This window comes from Streptomyces sp. NPDC007901 (assembly GCF_042959465.1).
GTDB lineage: Bacteria > Actinomycetota > Actinomycetes > Streptomycetales > Streptomycetaceae > Streptomyces.
The window spans coordinates 222,177-238,224 of the sequence record NZ_JBIBKW010000012.1; the positions used below are offsets into that span (position 1 = coordinate 222,177).

Here is a 16,048-nt window from a genome sequence, read left to right on the forward strand (position 1 = left end):
CCTTCTTCTATACGTTTACCAATGCAAAGGAGTATCTCATGGTGGGCATGGATCGCCGCTCGTTCGGCAAGGGCATGCTGGGACTCGGCTTCGGGGCCCTCGTGGCGGGATCGGCGGTCGGCTGCACCAGCGCGACCGGCAGCGGTACCGGCGGCACGGCCGGATCGACGACGCTGAGCCTGGCGCTCGACATGGCCTACGGCTCGTTCGACCCGGCCAAGCAGCAGAGCGCCTTCTCCCTCGTCCTGCCCTGGCAGGCATGCTTCGACACGCTGCTCAGATACGAGCCCGACGGCACCGTCTCCCCGAACGCGGCCGAGAGCTACACGTTCAACGACGACAAGACGGAACTGACCCTCGTGATCCGCTCCGGGATGAGGTTCAGCGACGGCACGGCAGTCGACGCGGCCGCGGTCAAGGCTTCGCTTGAGCACATGAAGAATGGTGGGGGTTCCGACGCCGGCCGTCTGGCCGACGTCACCGTCACCGTCAAGGACGCCTCGACGGTGGTGCTGACCACACCGAAGCCGAAGGGTCTGCTGCCGACGTTCCTCTGCCTGGCCCCGGGCATCATCTCCAGCCCGAAGTCGCACACCGCCAAGAATCGCGACACCACTCCCGTCGGCTCCGGCCCGTACAAGCTGGACGCGGCGGCCACCACCACGGGCTCCACCTACACCTTCGTGCGCAACGAGGACTACTGGAACAAGACCGCGTACGCCTACGACAAGATCGTCATGCGGCAGATGACCGACATCACCGCCCGGGTCAACGCCCTCAAGTCCGGTCAGATCAATGCCGCTCCGATCAGCTCGCAGACCACGACCGAGGTCCAGTCGTCCGGCCTGACCCTGTTGAAGAACGAGGTGAACTGGGCGGGGCTCTTCCTCGGCGACCCGGAGGGCAAGGTCATCCCCGCGCTGAAGCATGTCGAGGTGCGCCGGGCCATCAACATGGTCTTCGACCGCCAAGCGATCCTGAAGGCGCTCTTCCAGGGCCAGGGCAAGGTCACCAACCAGATCTTCCACGACGGCAGCCCGGCCTATCTGGCCGGCATGGTCGACCACTACGCGTACGACGTGGCGAAGGCCAAGAAGCTGATGGAGAAGGCCGGCTACGCGGACGGCTTCAGCTTCGAGCTCCCCGTCATCCCCGGCCTGGAGTTCGCCACGCCGCTGATCACCCAGCAGCTGGGACTGCTGGGCATCAAGGCCAAGCAGGCGAAGATAGCCGCCAACCAGGTCCTCCCCGCGCTGTTCAGCGGCAAGTACCCGATCTTCTTCACTTTCATGGAGTCGCGCACCCCGCTGTGGGACCTCGTCCAGACCGTGGCGCCCGAGGCGGTCTGGAACGTCACCCACACGGCCGACCCCCGGCTGCAGCCGCTGCTGGACAAGGCCCAGGTACTCGACGGCGCCGCGGCCGCCGAGAACGCACAGGCGGCCAACGAGTTCCTCGTCGAGCAGGCCTGGTTCTGCCCGTGGGTGCTGCCGACCAACTTCTACGCGACGGACAAGACGACGTCCGCGCGGCCGTACCTGGGCAGCGTCGTCCCGTATCTGCGGAGCTTCAAGCCGGCCGCCTGACAGGCGGCCGGCGAAAGAACGAGGAAGTGCAGCGAGGAAAGGAAAACCATGCTGAGGTTCGCGGTGCGGCAGCTGCTGTCGGGCGTCGTCCTCACGATCGTTGTCACAGCTGTCACCTACGCGCTGGTGTTCAGTGACGGCACCGGGATCGCCCGGCGCGTGCTGGGCCAGAGCGCCACCCAAGCACAAGTCACCGCCAAGGTCACGGAGCTAGGTCTCGACCAGCCTGTAGCCGCCCAGTACCTCAAGTGGCTCGGGGGGCTGGTCAGGGGAGATCTGGGCGCCAGCTACTTCACCGGCGAGCCGGTGACGAACATGCTGGCCACCCGGGTCCCCGTGACGCTGGCGGTCATCGTGCCCGCGCTGCTGTTCACCATGATCCTCAGCGTGCTCGTCGGGGTCACCGCCGCCGTGCGCGGTGGCGGGCTGGACCGCTTCCTCCAGGTGGCAGGCGTCGTCGGGGCCGCGATCCCGAACTTCGTGGTCGCGATCGTGCTGGTCTTCGCCTTCGCGATCGCCCTTCGGGCCTTCCCCGCCACCGGGTACGTCTCGCCCGACGTCGATCCGGTCGGCTGGGCCCGCTCGCTGGCCTTGCCGGTGCTGGCCGTACTGATCGGTTCGGTCGCCGGGGCCGCCCAGCAGTTCCGCGGAGCCGTCATCGACGTCCTGGAACAGGACTTCGTCCGCACGCTCCGGTCCCGGGGCATCAGTGAGCGGGCCGTGATCTTCCGCCATGTGCTGCGCAACGCGGCCGGACCGGGCCTGACGATCCTCTCGCTCCAGACGGTCGCAGTGATGGGCGGCGTCGTGATCATCGAGCGGGTTTTCGCTCTGCCGGGCATGGGTCTGCTCGCCAACGATTCCGCGGTTCAGGGTGACATTCCGGCCGTCATGGGATCGGTGCTGTTCAGCATCGTCGTCGTCCTCATCGTCAACATCGCCGTCGACCTGCTGGTCGGCTGGCTCAATCCGAAGGCGCGCGTGTCATGACGGTCAAACGACTATTGCGCAATCCCCTGGGCCTGGTCGGTTCCGTGGCACTCCTGCTGATCGTGCTGTTCGGTCTCTGCTCCTCCTTCCTCGCCCCGCACGACCCGAACGAGGCACGGCTGGAGCTGACCAACGCTCCCCCCATGACCAGCGGCTACCTGCTCGGCGGTGACCAGTCCGGACGGGACGTCCTGTCCCGGCTGATGCACGCCACGCTCGGAACCCTGACCGCCTCCTCGGTGATGCTGCTGGTGGCGCTGGTGCTCGGAGTCACCTCCGGCCTGGCCGCCGGCTACTTCGGCGGCCGGCTCGACACCGTGGCCTCCTGGGTGTCCAACACGGTCATGGCACTTCCGGGCCTGGTGCTGCTGATCGCGCTGTACTCGGTGATCGGGCCGTCGACCCTGACCGCGATGGCGGTGTTCGGTGTGCTGATCGCCCCCTCCTACCACCGGCTGGTCCGCACGCTGGTGCTCGGTGTGCGGCGGGAGCTGTACGTGGACGCCGCCAAGGTGGCGGGCCTGACTGACGCACGGATCATCTTCCGGCACGTGCTCCGCGCCGTCCGGGCACCGGTCGTCGTGCAGAGCTCGTTCGTCCTGAGCGCGGGCATCGCCATCCAGGCCGGACTGGAGTTCCTGGGACTCGGCGACCCGACGGCGCCCTCTTGGGGCGGAATGCTCCAGGACGCGTTCAACAACATCTACGTGGCCCGGCTCAACGTGGTCTGGCCCGCGATCCTGATCACCGCGACCACCCTGTGCCTGGTGCTCGTCGGCAACGCGCTGCGGGACGTCCTGCAGACCGCGCACACCCAGGCTCGGCCGCTGCACCCCAAAGCAGTCGCGCGGCTGCGTGCCGGCCACCGTCTCTCCGCCGGGAGTATCGAGTCCGAAGCCGCTGTGAGGTCCACCGCCTCCGACTCGGTGTCGACAGCCGCCTCGGGGTCGACGGACGTGCTGCTGAGCGTGCGTGACCTGGTTGTCGGATATCCCACCTCCGACGCGCGGCTGAAGACTGTCGTCCACGGCGTCAGCCTGGAGCTGCGCCGCGGCGAGGTTCTCGGCCTCGTCGGCGAGTCGGGCTCGGGTAAATCGCAGACGGCCTTCTCCGTCCTCGGCATCCTGCCGCGCCAGGCGGTCGTCCTCGGTGGTGCCGTCACTTTTGACGGCCTCGACCTGCGCGACGGCAAGGTCCTGCGCGAGGTGCGGGGCAAACGCATCGGCTATGTGCCGCAGGAGCCGATGTCGAACCTCGACCCGTCGTTCACCGTTGGCGCACAGCTCAGCCACGGCCTGCGAGCCGTCAAGGACATCAACAGGGCCCAGGCACGCCGGGAACTCACGGACCTGCTCGGCCGGGTCGGGATCAAGGACCCGCGACGCACCTTCGACGCCTATCCCCACCAGATCTCCGGCGGTATGGCGCAGCGCGTCCTGATCGCCGGTGCCGTGGCAACGGAACCGGACCTGATCATCGCGGACGAACCCACCACCGCCCTGGACGTCACCGTGCAGGCCGAGGTGCTCGACCTTATACGCGTCCTCCAGCAGGAGCGTGGGATGGCCGTCCTCCTGGTGACGCACAATTTCGGTGTCGTCGCCGACATCTGTGACCGCGTCAGTGTGATGAGACAGGGAGCCGTGGTGGAGACCAACGACACCGAGGGCCTGTTCCGTGCGCCGCGGGAGGCATACACGCGGACGCTGCTCGATTCGATGCTGGACGGCTCCGTCGTCCGCGAGCCCTGGACGAGGTCGGCGTGAACGAGCACGGCGTGAACGAGTGCCGGATGGACGAGCCCGGCATGAACGACGACGCGCTGCTGAGCGTCTCGGATCTGCGGGTCGCCTATCCGGTGCGGGGATGGCGGTCCCGGCCCGTTGAGGTGCTGAAGGGCGTCTCTCTGAACATCCGGCCCGGTGAGACCCTCGGGCTGGTGGGCGAGTCCGGCTCCGGTAAGACCACGGTCGGCAGGGCCGTTCTGGGCCTCGCGCCGGTGACTGGCGGATCGATCAGGCTGGGCGGGGTCGAGTTGACCACGCTGAGTATGAAGGAGCGCCGCCGCACCGCTCAGAACGTCCAGGTCGTCTTTCAGGACCCCTACTCCTCGCTCAATCCGTCCATGACCATCGAGGAGATCCTGACTGAACCCCTGCTCCGGCAGGGCCGGGAGACGGGCCGTGACCGGGTACGCCGCCTGCTGGACCGGGTCGGGCTGCCCGCCGACGCCGGGCAGCGGCTCGCGAGGGAGTTCTCCGGCGGCCAGCGGCAGCGCATCGCCATCGCCCGGGCGCTGGCCCTCAGGCCCGGACTGATCGTCTGCGACGAACCCACCAGCGCGCTCGACCTGTCCACCCAGACGACGGTGCTGGACCTGTTCCTCGAGATCCAGCAGGACACGGCGTGCGCCTACCTCTTCATCACCCACGACCTGGCCGTGGTGCGCCGGATGAGCCATCGGGTCGCGGTGCTGCTGCACGGCGAGATCGTCGAGGAGGGAGACGCCGACCAGGTGTGCGATCGGCCACAACACCCGTACACCCAACGCCTGCAGTTGGCCGCACCCGTGGCCGATCCCGTCCGTCAACGTGAGCGCCGACTGGCCCGGCAGCCAGTCCGACAGTGAGCGGCACGGTCGGGGAGCCCGGACCGGCGTGGAACCCTGCACAGCTGTGATTGATCAGGCCCATATCATGGAGCGACATGGACAGAAACGGCCGCTCCGGCGGCGGATCCGGCGCCGGGCGCGAGCGCATCCTGAAGGCGGCGTTGGACGTGTTCTCCGCGCGCGGTTTCCGTGCCGGGAGCCTCAATGACATCGCCGAGGCAGCAGGCCTGACAAGGGCCGGACTGCTGCACTACTACCCGAACAAGCAGGCCGTCCTGCTTGCTCTGCTGGAGCAGCGGGACGCCGAGCTGCACGTCGTGCAGCCTGACCTCGGCCTGACGTTGCTGGAAATCCTGGAGAACCTGGACGCGTTCACCGCACAGGTGGTCGGCGACCGGGCGCTTGTCCAGCTCGCGCACATCCTCACGGCGGAAGCCTCGGGTGAGGAACACCCGGCCCGGGAGTGGGTGGCCAGGCGGTACGCGACCCTGCGCGGGGTACTGGCGGATGCGGTACGGCGCTCCATCGCGGCCGGCGAGCTGCGTGCCGATGTGGACCCCGAGGTTTTCGCCGCACTCGTCCTGGCTGTCGGCGAGGGAGCGGAGAACCAGTGGCTGGTGAACCCGGAGGCCGTGGATCCGGTGATGGTCACCCGCCAGCTGCGGCTGCTGTGCGAAGCAGCCCGACCCCGACCCTGACCCCGCGCCACCGGCGCCGCGCGCCGGACAAGCCGGGCGAGCCCTGAGGAATGCGCCTGGCTTCAGAAGCCGTATCCCAACCGAACGTGATCCCTTGATTCCTGCTGGGCAGGCATGGTTTCGCTCGGGTTGAGGGAGACCTCGCGACGTCTTGTGTCCGCTTCTGGTCGAGGGGCGCGCGGTGGCGTCGGTGCTGGGAATGCTGGAGGAGCGAGAGGCGGCTGCCCGCGTGCGGGTGGAGGGCTTGCGGGAGGAAGTCGCGCGGCTGGCTGAGGTAGCGGAGCTTCTTCGGCTCGGCAGCCGCGAGTTCGCTGTCCAGCAGTAGGGCGCGCGTCCAGGCCAGCAGGTCGATCACACCGCGGTAAGCAGCGGCCGTGATCTCCTCGAAAAGGGTGGCGGCGGTGGTGCAGCCCTCGTTCCAGCGCTGGTGGAGGTAGGGCTTTAAGTCATCGAGGATGCTGGGGAGGCACTGCCACTTGCCGGTCACCAGTTCCTGCCAGGTGGCGGCGCGGGCGAAACGGCGGACGGTGTTGCGGGACAGGCCCAGTTCCCGCGCGATCGCGCGTTGCGGGCGGCCCTGGTCGACCAGGGCGTGCACGGCCCGATGACGCTCGCGGGTCCGGTCCGCATACCGGTGGGCGGTGCTGGCTGGGTGGCCCGCCGTGGCGATCTCTCCAGTTCCGCGAGGGCGGCGGCCGATGCCGCGGGAGTCGGGGGCGGTTCGGGTTCGCGCAGGTGGGCGGCGTGCCGGGTGACGCAGCGCCCGACGCCTCGACGAGGTTGTGCCAGACATGCCTGCGATCGGCCACGTGTATGGCGTCCGGGGCGCCCTCACGGGCGCCTTCCGCGTCGGCGGTGGCCCGGTCGCGGCAGATGATCTCGACACCAGGATGTTCGGCAAGCCAGCGGGCAAGGGTTGCGGCCTCGCGGTCGGGCAGCAGTCGATCGGCCTGCGGGTCTCGATGTCGATCAGGACGGTGCCGTAGACGTGGCCCCGTCGCAGGGCGAAGTCGTCACCGCCCAGAATTCTGGGCGTAGTTGTCGGCGGATCGGGCATGGCCCGGATCAGCCGCCAGGATTCAACCGCCGCCGACACAGATGGCGCTGGTGCTGTTCGGGGCTGTCGCTCGGTTCGATGCTGGGGATCCGACGACGGTGCGCTTCCAGGGGCGCGCATCAGTGCCCAGCCGTGGTCGTCACGCTCATGCGCCCTCGGGAGTAAGGGGGGCCGGGTGGCTCCGGCCCCCCTTACTCGATATGCGTTCCTAGTTGTCAGCGAGGGGCGGCGTGGACGGGGTGGCGATCACGACCTTGTTCGGGTACGTGGTCAGCAGCGGGCCGGTCACTGAGGCCGGGGCGTCGGTCTCGACCACCACTCGGTCGCTGGGGCCGTCGTAGTGGACGGTCACGCTGTAGTTGGTGGTGTCACTGCTCGCTCCCGCGATCTGGTTGACGGCCGAGGTCTGGATGTCCTGGATCTGGGCGACGGTGAACTGGGGGCTCTTCGCGGTCGTGGGGGCAGGCCAGTCGGCCGGAACCTGCCCGTACTGGTCGGTCCAGCCGGGCGGCTTCTGAAGGTTGTTGATGTCGCCGGTGTAGTCGGAGGGGAAGATGATGACAGGCCCGATGTTGGGGTCGTCGAAGGCGGTGAGCGCGCAGTTGTAGTCGGCCAGCGCCTGGACCTGCTTCCACTGCAGTTCCGTGGTGACATCGCCGGTACCGCCGGCCGGCGTCGCGATCGTGGCGAGCGAATTGGCCACGCTGGTCTGGTCCGGCCTGCACTTGCCCGACGGCGTGGTGTCGGACTCGATCACTAGCCGGCCGACGTATTGGGTGGCCAGCGGATCGGTGACCGACGCCGGGGCGTTGGTCCTCGCCACCACCCGGTCCTGAGTTCCGTCGTAGGTGATGTCCAGCCGGTAGGTGAGGTCACCGTTCGGCTGCACCTGGGCGGTGACCGCGTCCTCGACGGTGGCGATCTGCTCGACCGTGAACAGCGGGCTCTTCGCAGTCGTGAAGGTGGGCCAGGAAGTGGGGACGTTCCCGTAGGCGTCGGTCCAGTCGGTCGGGACCGACAGGTTGTCGATGTCGCCGGTGTAGTCCGACGGGAAGATGATGACGGGCCCGACGGTGGGGTCCTGGAAGACGTCGAGCGCGCCGTTGTACGAAGCCAGCTCCTGCGCCTGTTCCCAGTGCTCCTCGGTCTCGTTGGCGACAGATTGCACCTCGGCGGAGGACAGCGCCCGGTTGTAGACGCGGAAGTCCCGCATCCGGCCCTTGAAGTACAGATCGTTGGCGTACAGTGACCGGCCGAGGTAGTCCGCGGTCGTCGTTCCGCCGCCGATCGCGCCCGGGGTGATGGACACGTTGGTCTTGCGTGCCTTCTCGACGCCGTTCTCGTACAGGACGCCCGTGTTGCCCGTCTGGGTGTACGTCACGTGCTTCCACATGCCGCGCGCCAGCTGGTAGGAGGTGTTCGACGGGATGGTGTCCTGCTTGGCGGTGTAGTCGGTCATCGAGATCGACGTCCGGAACGAGTTCCCGGTGGTGAACAGGTAGCCGTTGCCGTTGCTGCCGTTGGTGTTGCCGAAGCCGTAGAAGGCGTACGGCTTGCCCATGGTGGGGTCGATCCATACGTCGAAGTCGACGGTGATCGAGCTGAGCCCGGCCATGATGTTGTCCGGGACCTTGACGTAGGTGTTTGAGCCGTTGAAACGCAGCCCGTCCGCGCCCTTCCAGTCGGCGGTGCCGTTGACCGTACCGTCGCGGCCGTTGCCGGACGAGTCGTGCGCGACCGTGCCGGAGGTCTCGTCCAGCTTGTAGCGCAGCACCAGGCCGTCAGTGACGTCGGCTTGTGCCGGGGCTGCGGTTATCAGTGCCCCTCCGGCGACCAGCGTCAGGGAGAGAGCGGCGACGAGACCGGCGGACTTCCGTCGTCGTGTCGAGGCCGGGACAGAGGCCGCTGCACGTACAGCCCCGACCGGATTCCATCTTCGCATCGTGTTCCTCTAAAAGTGTGGCGTACTGTCGGATACATACAGGCGCGCGGTCAGCGGCCCTTCGATGTCTCGAGGACGTACTGGGCGTACTGGATCGCGGTGTAGAGAACGATCGCCACGGCCTCGTTGAAGGCTCCTCGACGCCAAGCTGTGACAGGGTGTTGGTCCCTGGTGCCCCGGGGCAGCATGTTGAGAGCGTTGAAGCGGCTGCTCAGGGCGCCCCAGTTGTTTTCCTGCGCGGCGAATTGCGCGGGGATGAACCAGGCGCCGTTTGTCCCGATCACGGCTTGTATGCTGTCGCGGATAGGACGGAAACGGGCCGCTTCCGCGATGAACTGGGTCATCCTCAGGACTCCGCGCGCCATGTTCGTGTTGTTGTCGGAGTCGTAGAGGTACCAGGCCGCCGAGCTGATGGCTGAGCGATTGATCCCCATGCCCGCGCGCGTCTCGTGGGCATAGCTTTCGAGACTTCCGTAATTCTCGGCGAATGGGGTGCGTATGGTCTTGTTGGCGGGGCGCCAGACGCCGCTCTCCGCCCGCCCGCTCTCGGCGTCCGGGACTGTGCGGTTGCCCATGTAGCGGTAGTTGTTTCCCTTGTCCCACCAGCCGAGGATGTATAGGTCCGATCGGCGTATCTGCAGGCGCACGAAGTTCGAGTTGCCCCACATGTGGACGTCGACCTGAAGATACGAAGTGGTGGCCGACGGATTGGTGTGGTCCACGAGTTGGTTCGATGCACCCGCTACCGAGTTTGACCCGCCGTCGTGGACCCTTGCGCGGATCGAGTTGATGAAGTGGAAGTAGTCGAGCCCGTCGTCATCCCCGACATGGAACGTGGGGTTGCCGTCTTCGGCGACCGCGGGCTGCACCACCCCCAGGGGACCGATCAGACTGGCGACCAGCGCCAGCACAACGGCGGCCAGGACGGAAGCGACCGTTCTGGGCCTGGTGATGATGCCGGGGACACGGCTCTTGTGCCGGCTCGGTGGCGCGGCCGTCGGTTGACCGCCTGAGGCCGGCTCAGAGACCTCGATGGTGACCGGTTCGTTCATGGTCCTTGCACTCTCCAGGTACGCGACGTGCCGGATTGTGGCTACCCGGCTGCGCGGGACATGAGGGATGGCCAGGTCAGGACGGTGGCACCGGCACTGCATCGGGCCGGTACTGCTGGCGTCTCCGGGCCGGCGGGTCTGTAGCGCTGCCGCATACCGGGTTCCGGGGTCGCCCGCTGTGACTCTGGCGTGGCACAAGCTTCGGCCCCGGGGTGTGTTCCGGACCATGGGTGTTCTTACGGGTATTACGAAGTGGGTGGTTCCCGCCTGGCCCACCAGGCAGCCAACTGCGCCCGGCTGGCGAACCCGAGCTTGGCCCGGATGTTCTCCACGTGACCGTCTACCGTGCGCGGCGACAGCACCAGCTCGGCGGCGATCTTCCGGTTGCTCAGACCCTTGGCGACCAGCGCCGCCACTTCCCGCTCCCTGCGGGTCAACGGGGTGGTCGGCGTGGTCGAGGCGACCGCTTGCGCCCCGGTGCCGAGGGCGTAGTCGATCGCCTCGGCCGGCGTCGCCCGGTGGACGCCACCTGCCATCGCCTTCTCGTACGCGGTCCGCCCCAGAGACCGGATGATCTCCTCTTCGCAGCGCGTATGGTGGCCGAACAGGAACGGGGCGGTCACCAGCAGCGAGCTGCCGCTGCGCTCCAGAAGGGCGTGCACCGTGCCGACCAGCCCCGCCGCCCGCTCGTGCATGCCGCGGGAGACAGTCACACAGGCGAGCAGCTCCAGCACTAGGGCGGTCCAGGTGTAGTCGACAAGCCCTCGTCCCGCCTTCAGCGTGTCCCGGAGTAGCTCGGTGCTCGTCTCCAGGTCATGGCGCAGGAAGGCATGCAGGGCGAGAACCCACAGCGCGTGCGCCAGACCCCACCGGTCGCCGTGCCCCCGCGCGGCACCCATCGCCTGTCGGGCGGTGCCCTCGGCTTCGGGATCCCCGAGAACTGTCTGGATCACGGCCAGCTCGAAGAGCCCGACGATGAGCGTGAAGTCGTCCCCCGAGGCCCTTTGCCATCTCAGCGCGTCCCGGATCAGCCGCAGGGCTCGGTCCAACCGTCCCCGGCGGAACTCCACCGCGCCGCGCATACCCTGAACGTGGCCGCGCACCACCGCGTCGTCCAGGGCCTCGCCGAGGGGTTCGGCCTGGTCGAGCCACCGTTCGACCGCCGCCAGGTCTCCCTGGAGCAGGGCCACCCAGGCGGCCACCCACAGCGCGTGGGCACGGTCCGCGGTGGGCTCGGGCGCGGCCGCGAGTGCTCGTTCGAGCTGGTGCCGTCCTTCGGTGAGGAACCCTCCGACGCACCAGTGGAAACGCAAGGCGGCTGCGAGCCGCAGTCTGGTCTGTGGATCGCCGGGGCAGTCCAGGACCGCGAGCAGATTGGCATGATCGGCCCGCAGTAGGACGAGGGCTTCCTGCTGCCCTGGGCCGCACCAGCCGTCGGCGAGGGGTTCTGCGAGCGCGAGGAAGAAGTCCCGGTGCCGCCGCAGTACACGCTGTTCCTCACCCGATGCCGCGAGCCGGGGCCTGCCGTACTGGCGGACGGTCTCCAGCATCCGGTAGGAGAACCGGTCCTCGCGTTCGCCAGTGAGCACGACGGACTGGACGATCAGCCGGTCGAGCAGGTCCAGCACCTCGTGCCGGGCGATGCCGTCGCCCGAGCACACCTCTTCCGCCGCTTCAAGGGTGAAGCCGCCGACGAAGACCGAGAGCCGGGTCCACAGCAGCTGCTCGGCCGACGTGCACAGTTCGAAGCTCCAGTCGAGCGTCGCACGCAGTGTCCGCTGGTGCGGCCGCGCTGTCCGGCTGCTGGCGGTGAGCAGCGCGAAACGGTCCTCCAGGCGGGCCGCCACCTGCTCGGGCGTGAGGACCCGCAGCCTGGCCGCGGCCAGCTCGATCGCCAGCGGCACTCCGTCGAGGTCGGCGCACAGCCGCGCCACCGCATCCCGGTTCGTCTCGTCGACCGCGAATCCGGGCCGGACCGCGACCGCCCGCTCCCGCAGCAGTTCCACGGCCTCGTCCGGCACCGACAGCGGGACCACATTGAAGACGTACTCCCCCGGCGCGCCGAGCACATGGCGGCTGGTCGCGAGGACGCGCAACCCGTCAGCGGTCGACAGGAGCACCTGCGCCACCTGGGCGCAGGCGTCGACCAGATGCTCGCAGTTGTCCAGGACGATCAGGGCCCGGCGGGTAGAAAGGTGCTCCGAGAGCTGGTCCAGGACCGGTTTCGATCCCTGGTCCGGCAGCCGCAGCGCCGCTGCGACGGCACCGGCCACCGCCGACGGCTGCTGGACCGGGGCGAGATCCACCAGCCACACGCCGTCGGCGAACGCCTTCCGGGACGCGGCCGCCACCTCCGTCGCCAGCCGAGTCTTGCCCACACCTCCCATGCCCGTGAGCGTGACCAGCCGCGCCCTGCCCAGCAGACGACGGACCTCGGATTGTTCTTGCTGCCGACCGACGAAACTTGTCAGAGCAACAGGCAGGTTGCCCACGATCCCGGTCACGCCTGCTGCTCCTCCTGCCACGCGACCAGTCTCCGAGTTACCCGCACGTAGAGCACCTCGGCCCTCAGGCGGGCCTTGACCCGGATCTTGGACACGGGCTATGCGGCTGCGGCCAGGGTAGTTGATGTCGTGTCTAGTGCCGTCTCGTAGGCGCTCGCGCGACGCGTGCCAGCAGAGCTGATCGCCGTGCGCGGGGGAAGACATGGGGCCGGACGTACGCCGACAGGACGGCCCGAGGCACGGAGCACCGGGGTTCGAGCCTCGTATTTGGTTCTGTGTGCGGGCGACCAAGCGTGGACTGGCGTGGCGACACACTCCAACCGCTGATGCCCCCAAAGGGCTGCCCTTCTGGCCGGTTCCCCTCAGGGCGTTGATCGACTGGCCGAAGGCCTGCCTGGCCTGCGGAGTCGTCGCCCGCACTTGTGCATCTGGATCTCGGCGACCCAGCTCATTCGCTCAGTGCCGTGTACAAGAAGGTCCCCTCTGCCCCATTGACGATGGCTCCTGGTACACGGCACTCTGTATTCCGTCATACAAAGTTCATCCCTGGGAAGCAGAGGTGTGACGTGGCCGGGTCTGGACTCGATCTTCGGGTGACGCAGGACAAGCTCGTACGGGACAAGGTGGTCGACGCCCTGCGCCAGGCCATCCTGGACGGGGCCCTGCAGCCTGGTCGCAGACTCACCGAGCGCGAGTTGACCGAGCTCACCGGAGTGAGTCGCACGTCCGTGCGGGAGGCGCTGAGGCGTCTCCAGGCCGAAGGGCTGGTCGAAGAGTCGCCCAGCCGAGGACTGCGGGTGACCACTCCGACCGCGGAGGAGATCGAACAGATCTATGAGATCCGCGCCGAACTCGAACCGCTCGCGGTGCGCTTGTTCGTCGAGCGTGCGACCCAGGAGGAGGTCGACGAACTCGCCTCCGTCACCCAAGAGTTGAACCCGGGGGGCGACGCCAACAAGGACGTGCTGGACCGCTTCGACGGGATCTTGCTCGCCGGCTGCCGCAACCCCATGCTGGCGGAACTGCTCGGCGGCCTGTACAGCCGGATCCACGCCCTGCGCCGCATCTCGGCCGCCACCCCTGGCCGTATGACCGTCACCAAGCAGGAGTACGCCGATCTCATCGAGGCGATCCGGCGCCGTTCCGCCGCCGACGCGGCGGAGGTGGCCCGTCGGCACGTTGCCGCGGCCCGAGCGTCCGCCGAGGTCGCGATGGGCCTGCTCAAGGGGGAAGCCGACTGACGCGGTCGAGGACGGCTGCCCGCGTACGGCTCACGGACCAGGAACCCGAAGACACGGAAGAAGCCGAGGAAGTCGGCAAGAACACCAAGAGCACAAGGAAGTGCGGAAATGAGTACGGACACCATCGCCCCGGCGATACCAGACCTGTCGGACCCGGCGACCTTCGCCTCCGGGGTACCCCATCAGACCTTCGATGCGGTCAGGCAGATGCCCGGGTTGTACTGGCAGCCGGCGAAGGCAGGCACGCTCAACGGCGGTTTCTGGTGCATCACCCGGCACGCCGACATCGTCGAGATCGAACGGAACCCTGAGGTCTTCAGTTCCCAGTGGGGTCCGTTCTTCCCGACCCTGCCCGCGCCGCATCCTGAGTTCAGCCACAACATCATGTACAATGACCCGCCGGTCCACAGCCGGCTGCGCCGGGCCGCTGCCCGTTCCTTCGGACCGCGGGTCATCGCCAACTTCGACACCTGGGTCCGAGAGATCGTCGTGGAGGTGCTGGAGGACATCACCGTCCGCGGCGAGGTCAACTGGGTGGGCGACGTAGCGGCCATCGTCCCGTCCCGCGTCATCGCACGGGTGATCGGCGTGCCGCACCAGGACCGCCAGCGCATCGTGGACTGGACCCTCACGATCTTCGACGCCGCGGAGCAGCCCAACGGCGGCGAGTCCATACTGGCGCTGCTCCCGGACGTCCACGCGTACCTGGAACAGTTGCGCATGGACAAGCTGCGAGACCCCCAGGACGACTTCGCCACCGTGCTCGCCCAGTGCGCCGAGCGCGGTGAGATCAGTCAGCCAGAGTACCTGCACTATCTCACCCTGCTCCTCATCGCCGGATTCGAGACGACTCACACGGTCATAGCCCAGTCGATGCGACTGGTCCTGGAGGACCCGCAGATCGCCGATGCCGCCGACCGGGCCATCGCCGCCGGCAACCTGGACGGGCTGGTCGACGAGTTCCTGCGGTACGTCACCCCGGCCATGAACATGGCTCGCACGGTGACCCGTGACATCGACTTCCACGGCACGCAGATGCGCAAGGGCGACCTGGTGCAGATGTTCTTCACCGCCGCCAACCGAGACCCGGCCGTCTTCGCCGACCCGCACCGCTTCGAGCCGCTGCGGACCGCGAACGAGCACATGGCGTTCGGCAACGGTCCGCACCACTGCATCGGCAAGAACCTTGCCAAGCTCGAACTCAAGATCCTCTTTGAGGAGATGCACCGTCGCGGTGTCTCCATCGCCATGAACGGTGAGCCCAGGCGGGGTTGGAGCACCTTCATCAACAAGCTGCTGTCGCTGCCCATCGTCGTCACCACGGCCGACCGGCGGGAGGCCCGCTCATGACCACTCTGACGGATGCCGTCGTCGTTGTGACCGGCGGTGCCACCGGCATCGGACTGGCCCTCGCCCGCGAAGCCGCAGCACGCGGCGCCCGGGTGATGATCGCCGATGTGGAGGACGCGGGCGCGGCGGTGGAGAGCCTGCGGGCCGACGGTGCCACAGCGGACTGGCTGCGGACCGACACCTCGGACTACTCGCAGGTCAAAAGGTTGACTGAGGCCACCGTCGAGCGGTTCGGCACCGTCAACGTGGTGTGCAACAACGCCGGCATCGGTGTGGCCGGTGCACTCCAGGACGTGGACCCGGGCGAGGCGAAACGTCTCTTCGACGTCAACGTGCTGGGCATGTTTCACGTCGTCCACGCCTTCGCACCGCTGCTGAAGGACGCCGCCGCGCGAGGCGGATCGGCGTACATCCTGAACACCGGTTCCGAGCACTCTCTCGGCGTGCCGCCTCATGTGATGCCCATGAGTACGTACACCGCGTCGAAGTACGCCGCGCTCGGCCTCACCGACACGGCACGCCGCGACCTGAAGGACTTCGGCGTCGGAGTCTCCCTCCTCGCCCCCGGCTGGGTCCGCACCGAGAGGGTCAGCGCACTCGTCGCCGCCGATCCGCATGCGGCCGCGGCCATCGAACCGTTCGCCCAGGAGCCCGCTGTGGTGGCCGGTATGGCGTTCGACGGCCTGCTGAAGGGCACGGCGGTCATCGCCACCAATCCGCACAGCCGTGCCTTCGCCATGGAGCACGCGCGCGATCTCATGGCCGATATCCAGGCTCTTCCCCTCCTTGACGGTCCGGACGACCACGCTCACGACGGCACGGGCGACGCGTCCCAGTGCCCCTTCTCCCAGGGCTGAGCAGAACCCTTCGCCGTCCGCGCCACCCCACGCGTGGCAGTCGGCTCCAGGGTCACCCGCCCCCTCAGATTCTCCGTTTCACTCCTCACCTTTCCGCGATCGGCGGCCGCGCAGCGGAAACCGCGCCATGACGGCCCATCGCGTCACTCCGTCATTCCCG

General features: G+C 68.0%; 13 protein-coding genes. 9 read left to right on the forward strand and 4 right to left on the reverse strand.

The genetic code is table 11. The features are described 5' to 3' along the window. Positions 1 to 38 precede the first annotated feature (38 nt). From ACFZDK_RS34235 to ACFZDK_RS34255, 5 genes are all read left to right on the forward strand, one after another. Positions 39 to 1,586, forward strand: a complete 1,548-nt coding sequence (locus ACFZDK_RS34235; RefSeq protein ID WP_390977882.1) for an ABC transporter substrate-binding protein — start codon at positions 39 to 41, stop codon at positions 1,584 to 1,586. A 48-nt stretch (positions 1,587 to 1,634) separates the two neighbouring features. Continuing rightward, positions 1,635 to 2,576 carry an ABC transporter permease subunit gene (locus ACFZDK_RS34240; protein ID WP_390977884.1) on the forward strand — a complete coding sequence of 314 codons (942 nt, stop codon included), beginning with the start codon at positions 1,635 to 1,637 and terminating at the stop codon, positions 2,574 to 2,576. Then, positions 2,573 to 4,342: an ATP-binding cassette domain-containing protein gene (locus ACFZDK_RS34245; RefSeq protein WP_390977886.1), complete on the forward strand. Its 1,770-nt coding sequence runs from the start codon at positions 2,573 to 2,575 to the stop codon at positions 4,340 to 4,342. Before ACFZDK_RS34240 ends, ACFZDK_RS34245 begins: the two co-directional genes overlap by 4 nt. Before the next feature lie 26 nt (positions 4,343 to 4,368). After that, positions 4,369 to 5,205: an ATP-binding cassette domain-containing protein gene (locus tag ACFZDK_RS34250; protein WP_390978084.1), complete on the forward strand. Its 837-nt coding sequence runs from the start codon at positions 4,369 to 4,371 to the stop codon at positions 5,203 to 5,205. Positions 5,206 to 5,282: 77 nt separating this feature from the next. After that, complete coding sequence (locus ACFZDK_RS34255; RefSeq protein ID WP_390977888.1) at positions 5,283 to 5,885, forward strand: TetR family transcriptional regulator; 603 nt, start codon at positions 5,283 to 5,285, stop codon at positions 5,883 to 5,885. Here the strand turns inward: ACFZDK_RS34255 and ACFZDK_RS34260 are convergent. Further along, entirely contained in the window at positions 5,836 to 6,483 is a 648-nt protein-coding gene (locus tag ACFZDK_RS34260) for a hypothetical protein (protein WP_390977890.1), read from the reverse strand. The genes ACFZDK_RS34255 and ACFZDK_RS34260 overlap by 50 nt on opposite strands. Positions 6,484 to 6,676: 193 nt before the next feature. Here ACFZDK_RS34260 and ACFZDK_RS34265 point away from each other — a divergent pair, with 193 nt between their 5' ends. Beyond that, positions 6,677 to 6,871, forward strand: a complete 195-nt coding sequence (locus ACFZDK_RS34265; protein WP_390977892.1) for a hypothetical protein — start codon at positions 6,677 to 6,679, stop codon at positions 6,869 to 6,871. A 279-nt stretch (positions 6,872 to 7,150) separates the two neighbouring features. Here ACFZDK_RS34265 and ACFZDK_RS34270 read toward each other — a convergent pair whose 3' ends face one another. The 3 genes from ACFZDK_RS34270 to ACFZDK_RS34280 form a co-directional block, all read right to left on the reverse strand. Continuing rightward, positions 7,151 to 8,716 (reverse strand): LamG-like jellyroll fold domain-containing protein, encoded by a 1,566-nt coding sequence (locus ACFZDK_RS34270; RefSeq protein WP_390977894.1) that lies wholly within the window; start codon positions 8,714 to 8,716, stop codon positions 7,151 to 7,153. Between the two features lie 218 nt (positions 8,717 to 8,934). Beyond that, complete coding sequence (locus tag ACFZDK_RS34275) at positions 8,935 to 9,936, reverse strand: ribosome-inactivating family protein (protein WP_390977896.1); 1,002 nt, start codon at positions 9,934 to 9,936, stop codon at positions 8,935 to 8,937. A 245-nt stretch (positions 9,937 to 10,181) separates the two neighbouring features. Continuing rightward, positions 10,182 to 12,440 carry a LuxR C-terminal-related transcriptional regulator gene (locus ACFZDK_RS34280; RefSeq protein ID WP_390977898.1) on the reverse strand — a complete coding sequence of 753 codons (2,259 nt, stop codon included), beginning with the start codon at positions 12,438 to 12,440 and terminating at the stop codon, positions 10,182 to 10,184. A gap of 593 nt (positions 12,441 to 13,033) precedes the next feature. Here ACFZDK_RS34280 and ACFZDK_RS34285 point away from each other — a divergent pair. The 3 genes from ACFZDK_RS34285 (at position 13,034) to ACFZDK_RS34295 (ending at position 15,888) form a co-directional block, all read left to right on the forward strand. Next, the gene (locus ACFZDK_RS34285) at positions 13,034 to 13,681 is read left to right on the forward strand and encodes an FCD domain-containing protein (protein WP_390977900.1); all 648 of its coding nucleotides are present in this window, start codon (positions 13,034 to 13,036) and stop codon (positions 13,679 to 13,681) included. A gap of 108 nt (positions 13,682 to 13,789) precedes the next feature. Then, positions 13,790 to 15,031, forward strand: coding sequence for a cytochrome P450 (locus ACFZDK_RS34290; RefSeq protein WP_390977902.1), 1,242 nt, complete (start codon positions 13,790 to 13,792; stop codon positions 15,029 to 15,031). Continuing rightward, positions 15,028 to 15,888 carry an SDR family NAD(P)-dependent oxidoreductase gene (locus ACFZDK_RS34295; protein WP_390977904.1) on the forward strand — a complete coding sequence of 287 codons (861 nt, stop codon included), beginning with the start codon at positions 15,028 to 15,030 and terminating at the stop codon, positions 15,886 to 15,888. The genes ACFZDK_RS34290 and ACFZDK_RS34295 overlap by 4 nt, the downstream gene beginning before the upstream one ends. The last annotated feature ends 160 nt before the right edge of the window (positions 15,889 to 16,048 follow it).

What these genes read in the sequence shown, in the direction of transcription:
- ACFZDK_RS34235 (WP_390977882.1), top strand. Translation starts at nt 39, where the DNA reads ATGGTGGGCATGGATCGCCGCTCGTTCGGCAAGGGCATGCTGGGACTC.
- ACFZDK_RS34240 (WP_390977884.1), top strand. Translation starts at nt 1,635, where the DNA reads ATGCTGAGGTTCGCGGTGCGGCAGCTGCTGTCGGGCGTCGTCCTCACG.
- ACFZDK_RS34245 (WP_390977886.1), top strand. Translation starts at nt 2,573, where the DNA reads ATGACGGTCAAACGACTATTGCGCAATCCCCTGGGCCTGGTCGGTTCC.
- ACFZDK_RS34250 (WP_390978084.1), top strand. Translation starts at nt 4,369, where the DNA reads ATGGACGAGCCCGGCATGAACGACGACGCGCTGCTGAGCGTCTCGGAT.
- ACFZDK_RS34255 (WP_390977888.1), top strand. Translation starts at nt 5,283, where the DNA reads ATGGACAGAAACGGCCGCTCCGGCGGCGGATCCGGCGCCGGGCGCGAG.
- ACFZDK_RS34265 (WP_390977892.1), top strand. Translation starts at nt 6,677, where the DNA reads ATGCCTGCGATCGGCCACGTGTATGGCGTCCGGGGCGCCCTCACGGGC.
- ACFZDK_RS34275 (WP_390977896.1), bottom strand. Translation starts at nt 9,936, where the DNA reads ATGAACGAACCGGTCACCATCGAGGTCTCTGAGCCGGCCTCAGGCGGT.
- ACFZDK_RS34290 (WP_390977902.1), top strand. Translation starts at nt 13,790, where the DNA reads ATGAGTACGGACACCATCGCCCCGGCGATACCAGACCTGTCGGACCCG.
- ACFZDK_RS34295 (WP_390977904.1), top strand. Translation starts at nt 15,028, where the DNA reads ATGACCACTCTGACGGATGCCGTCGTCGTTGTGACCGGCGGTGCCACC.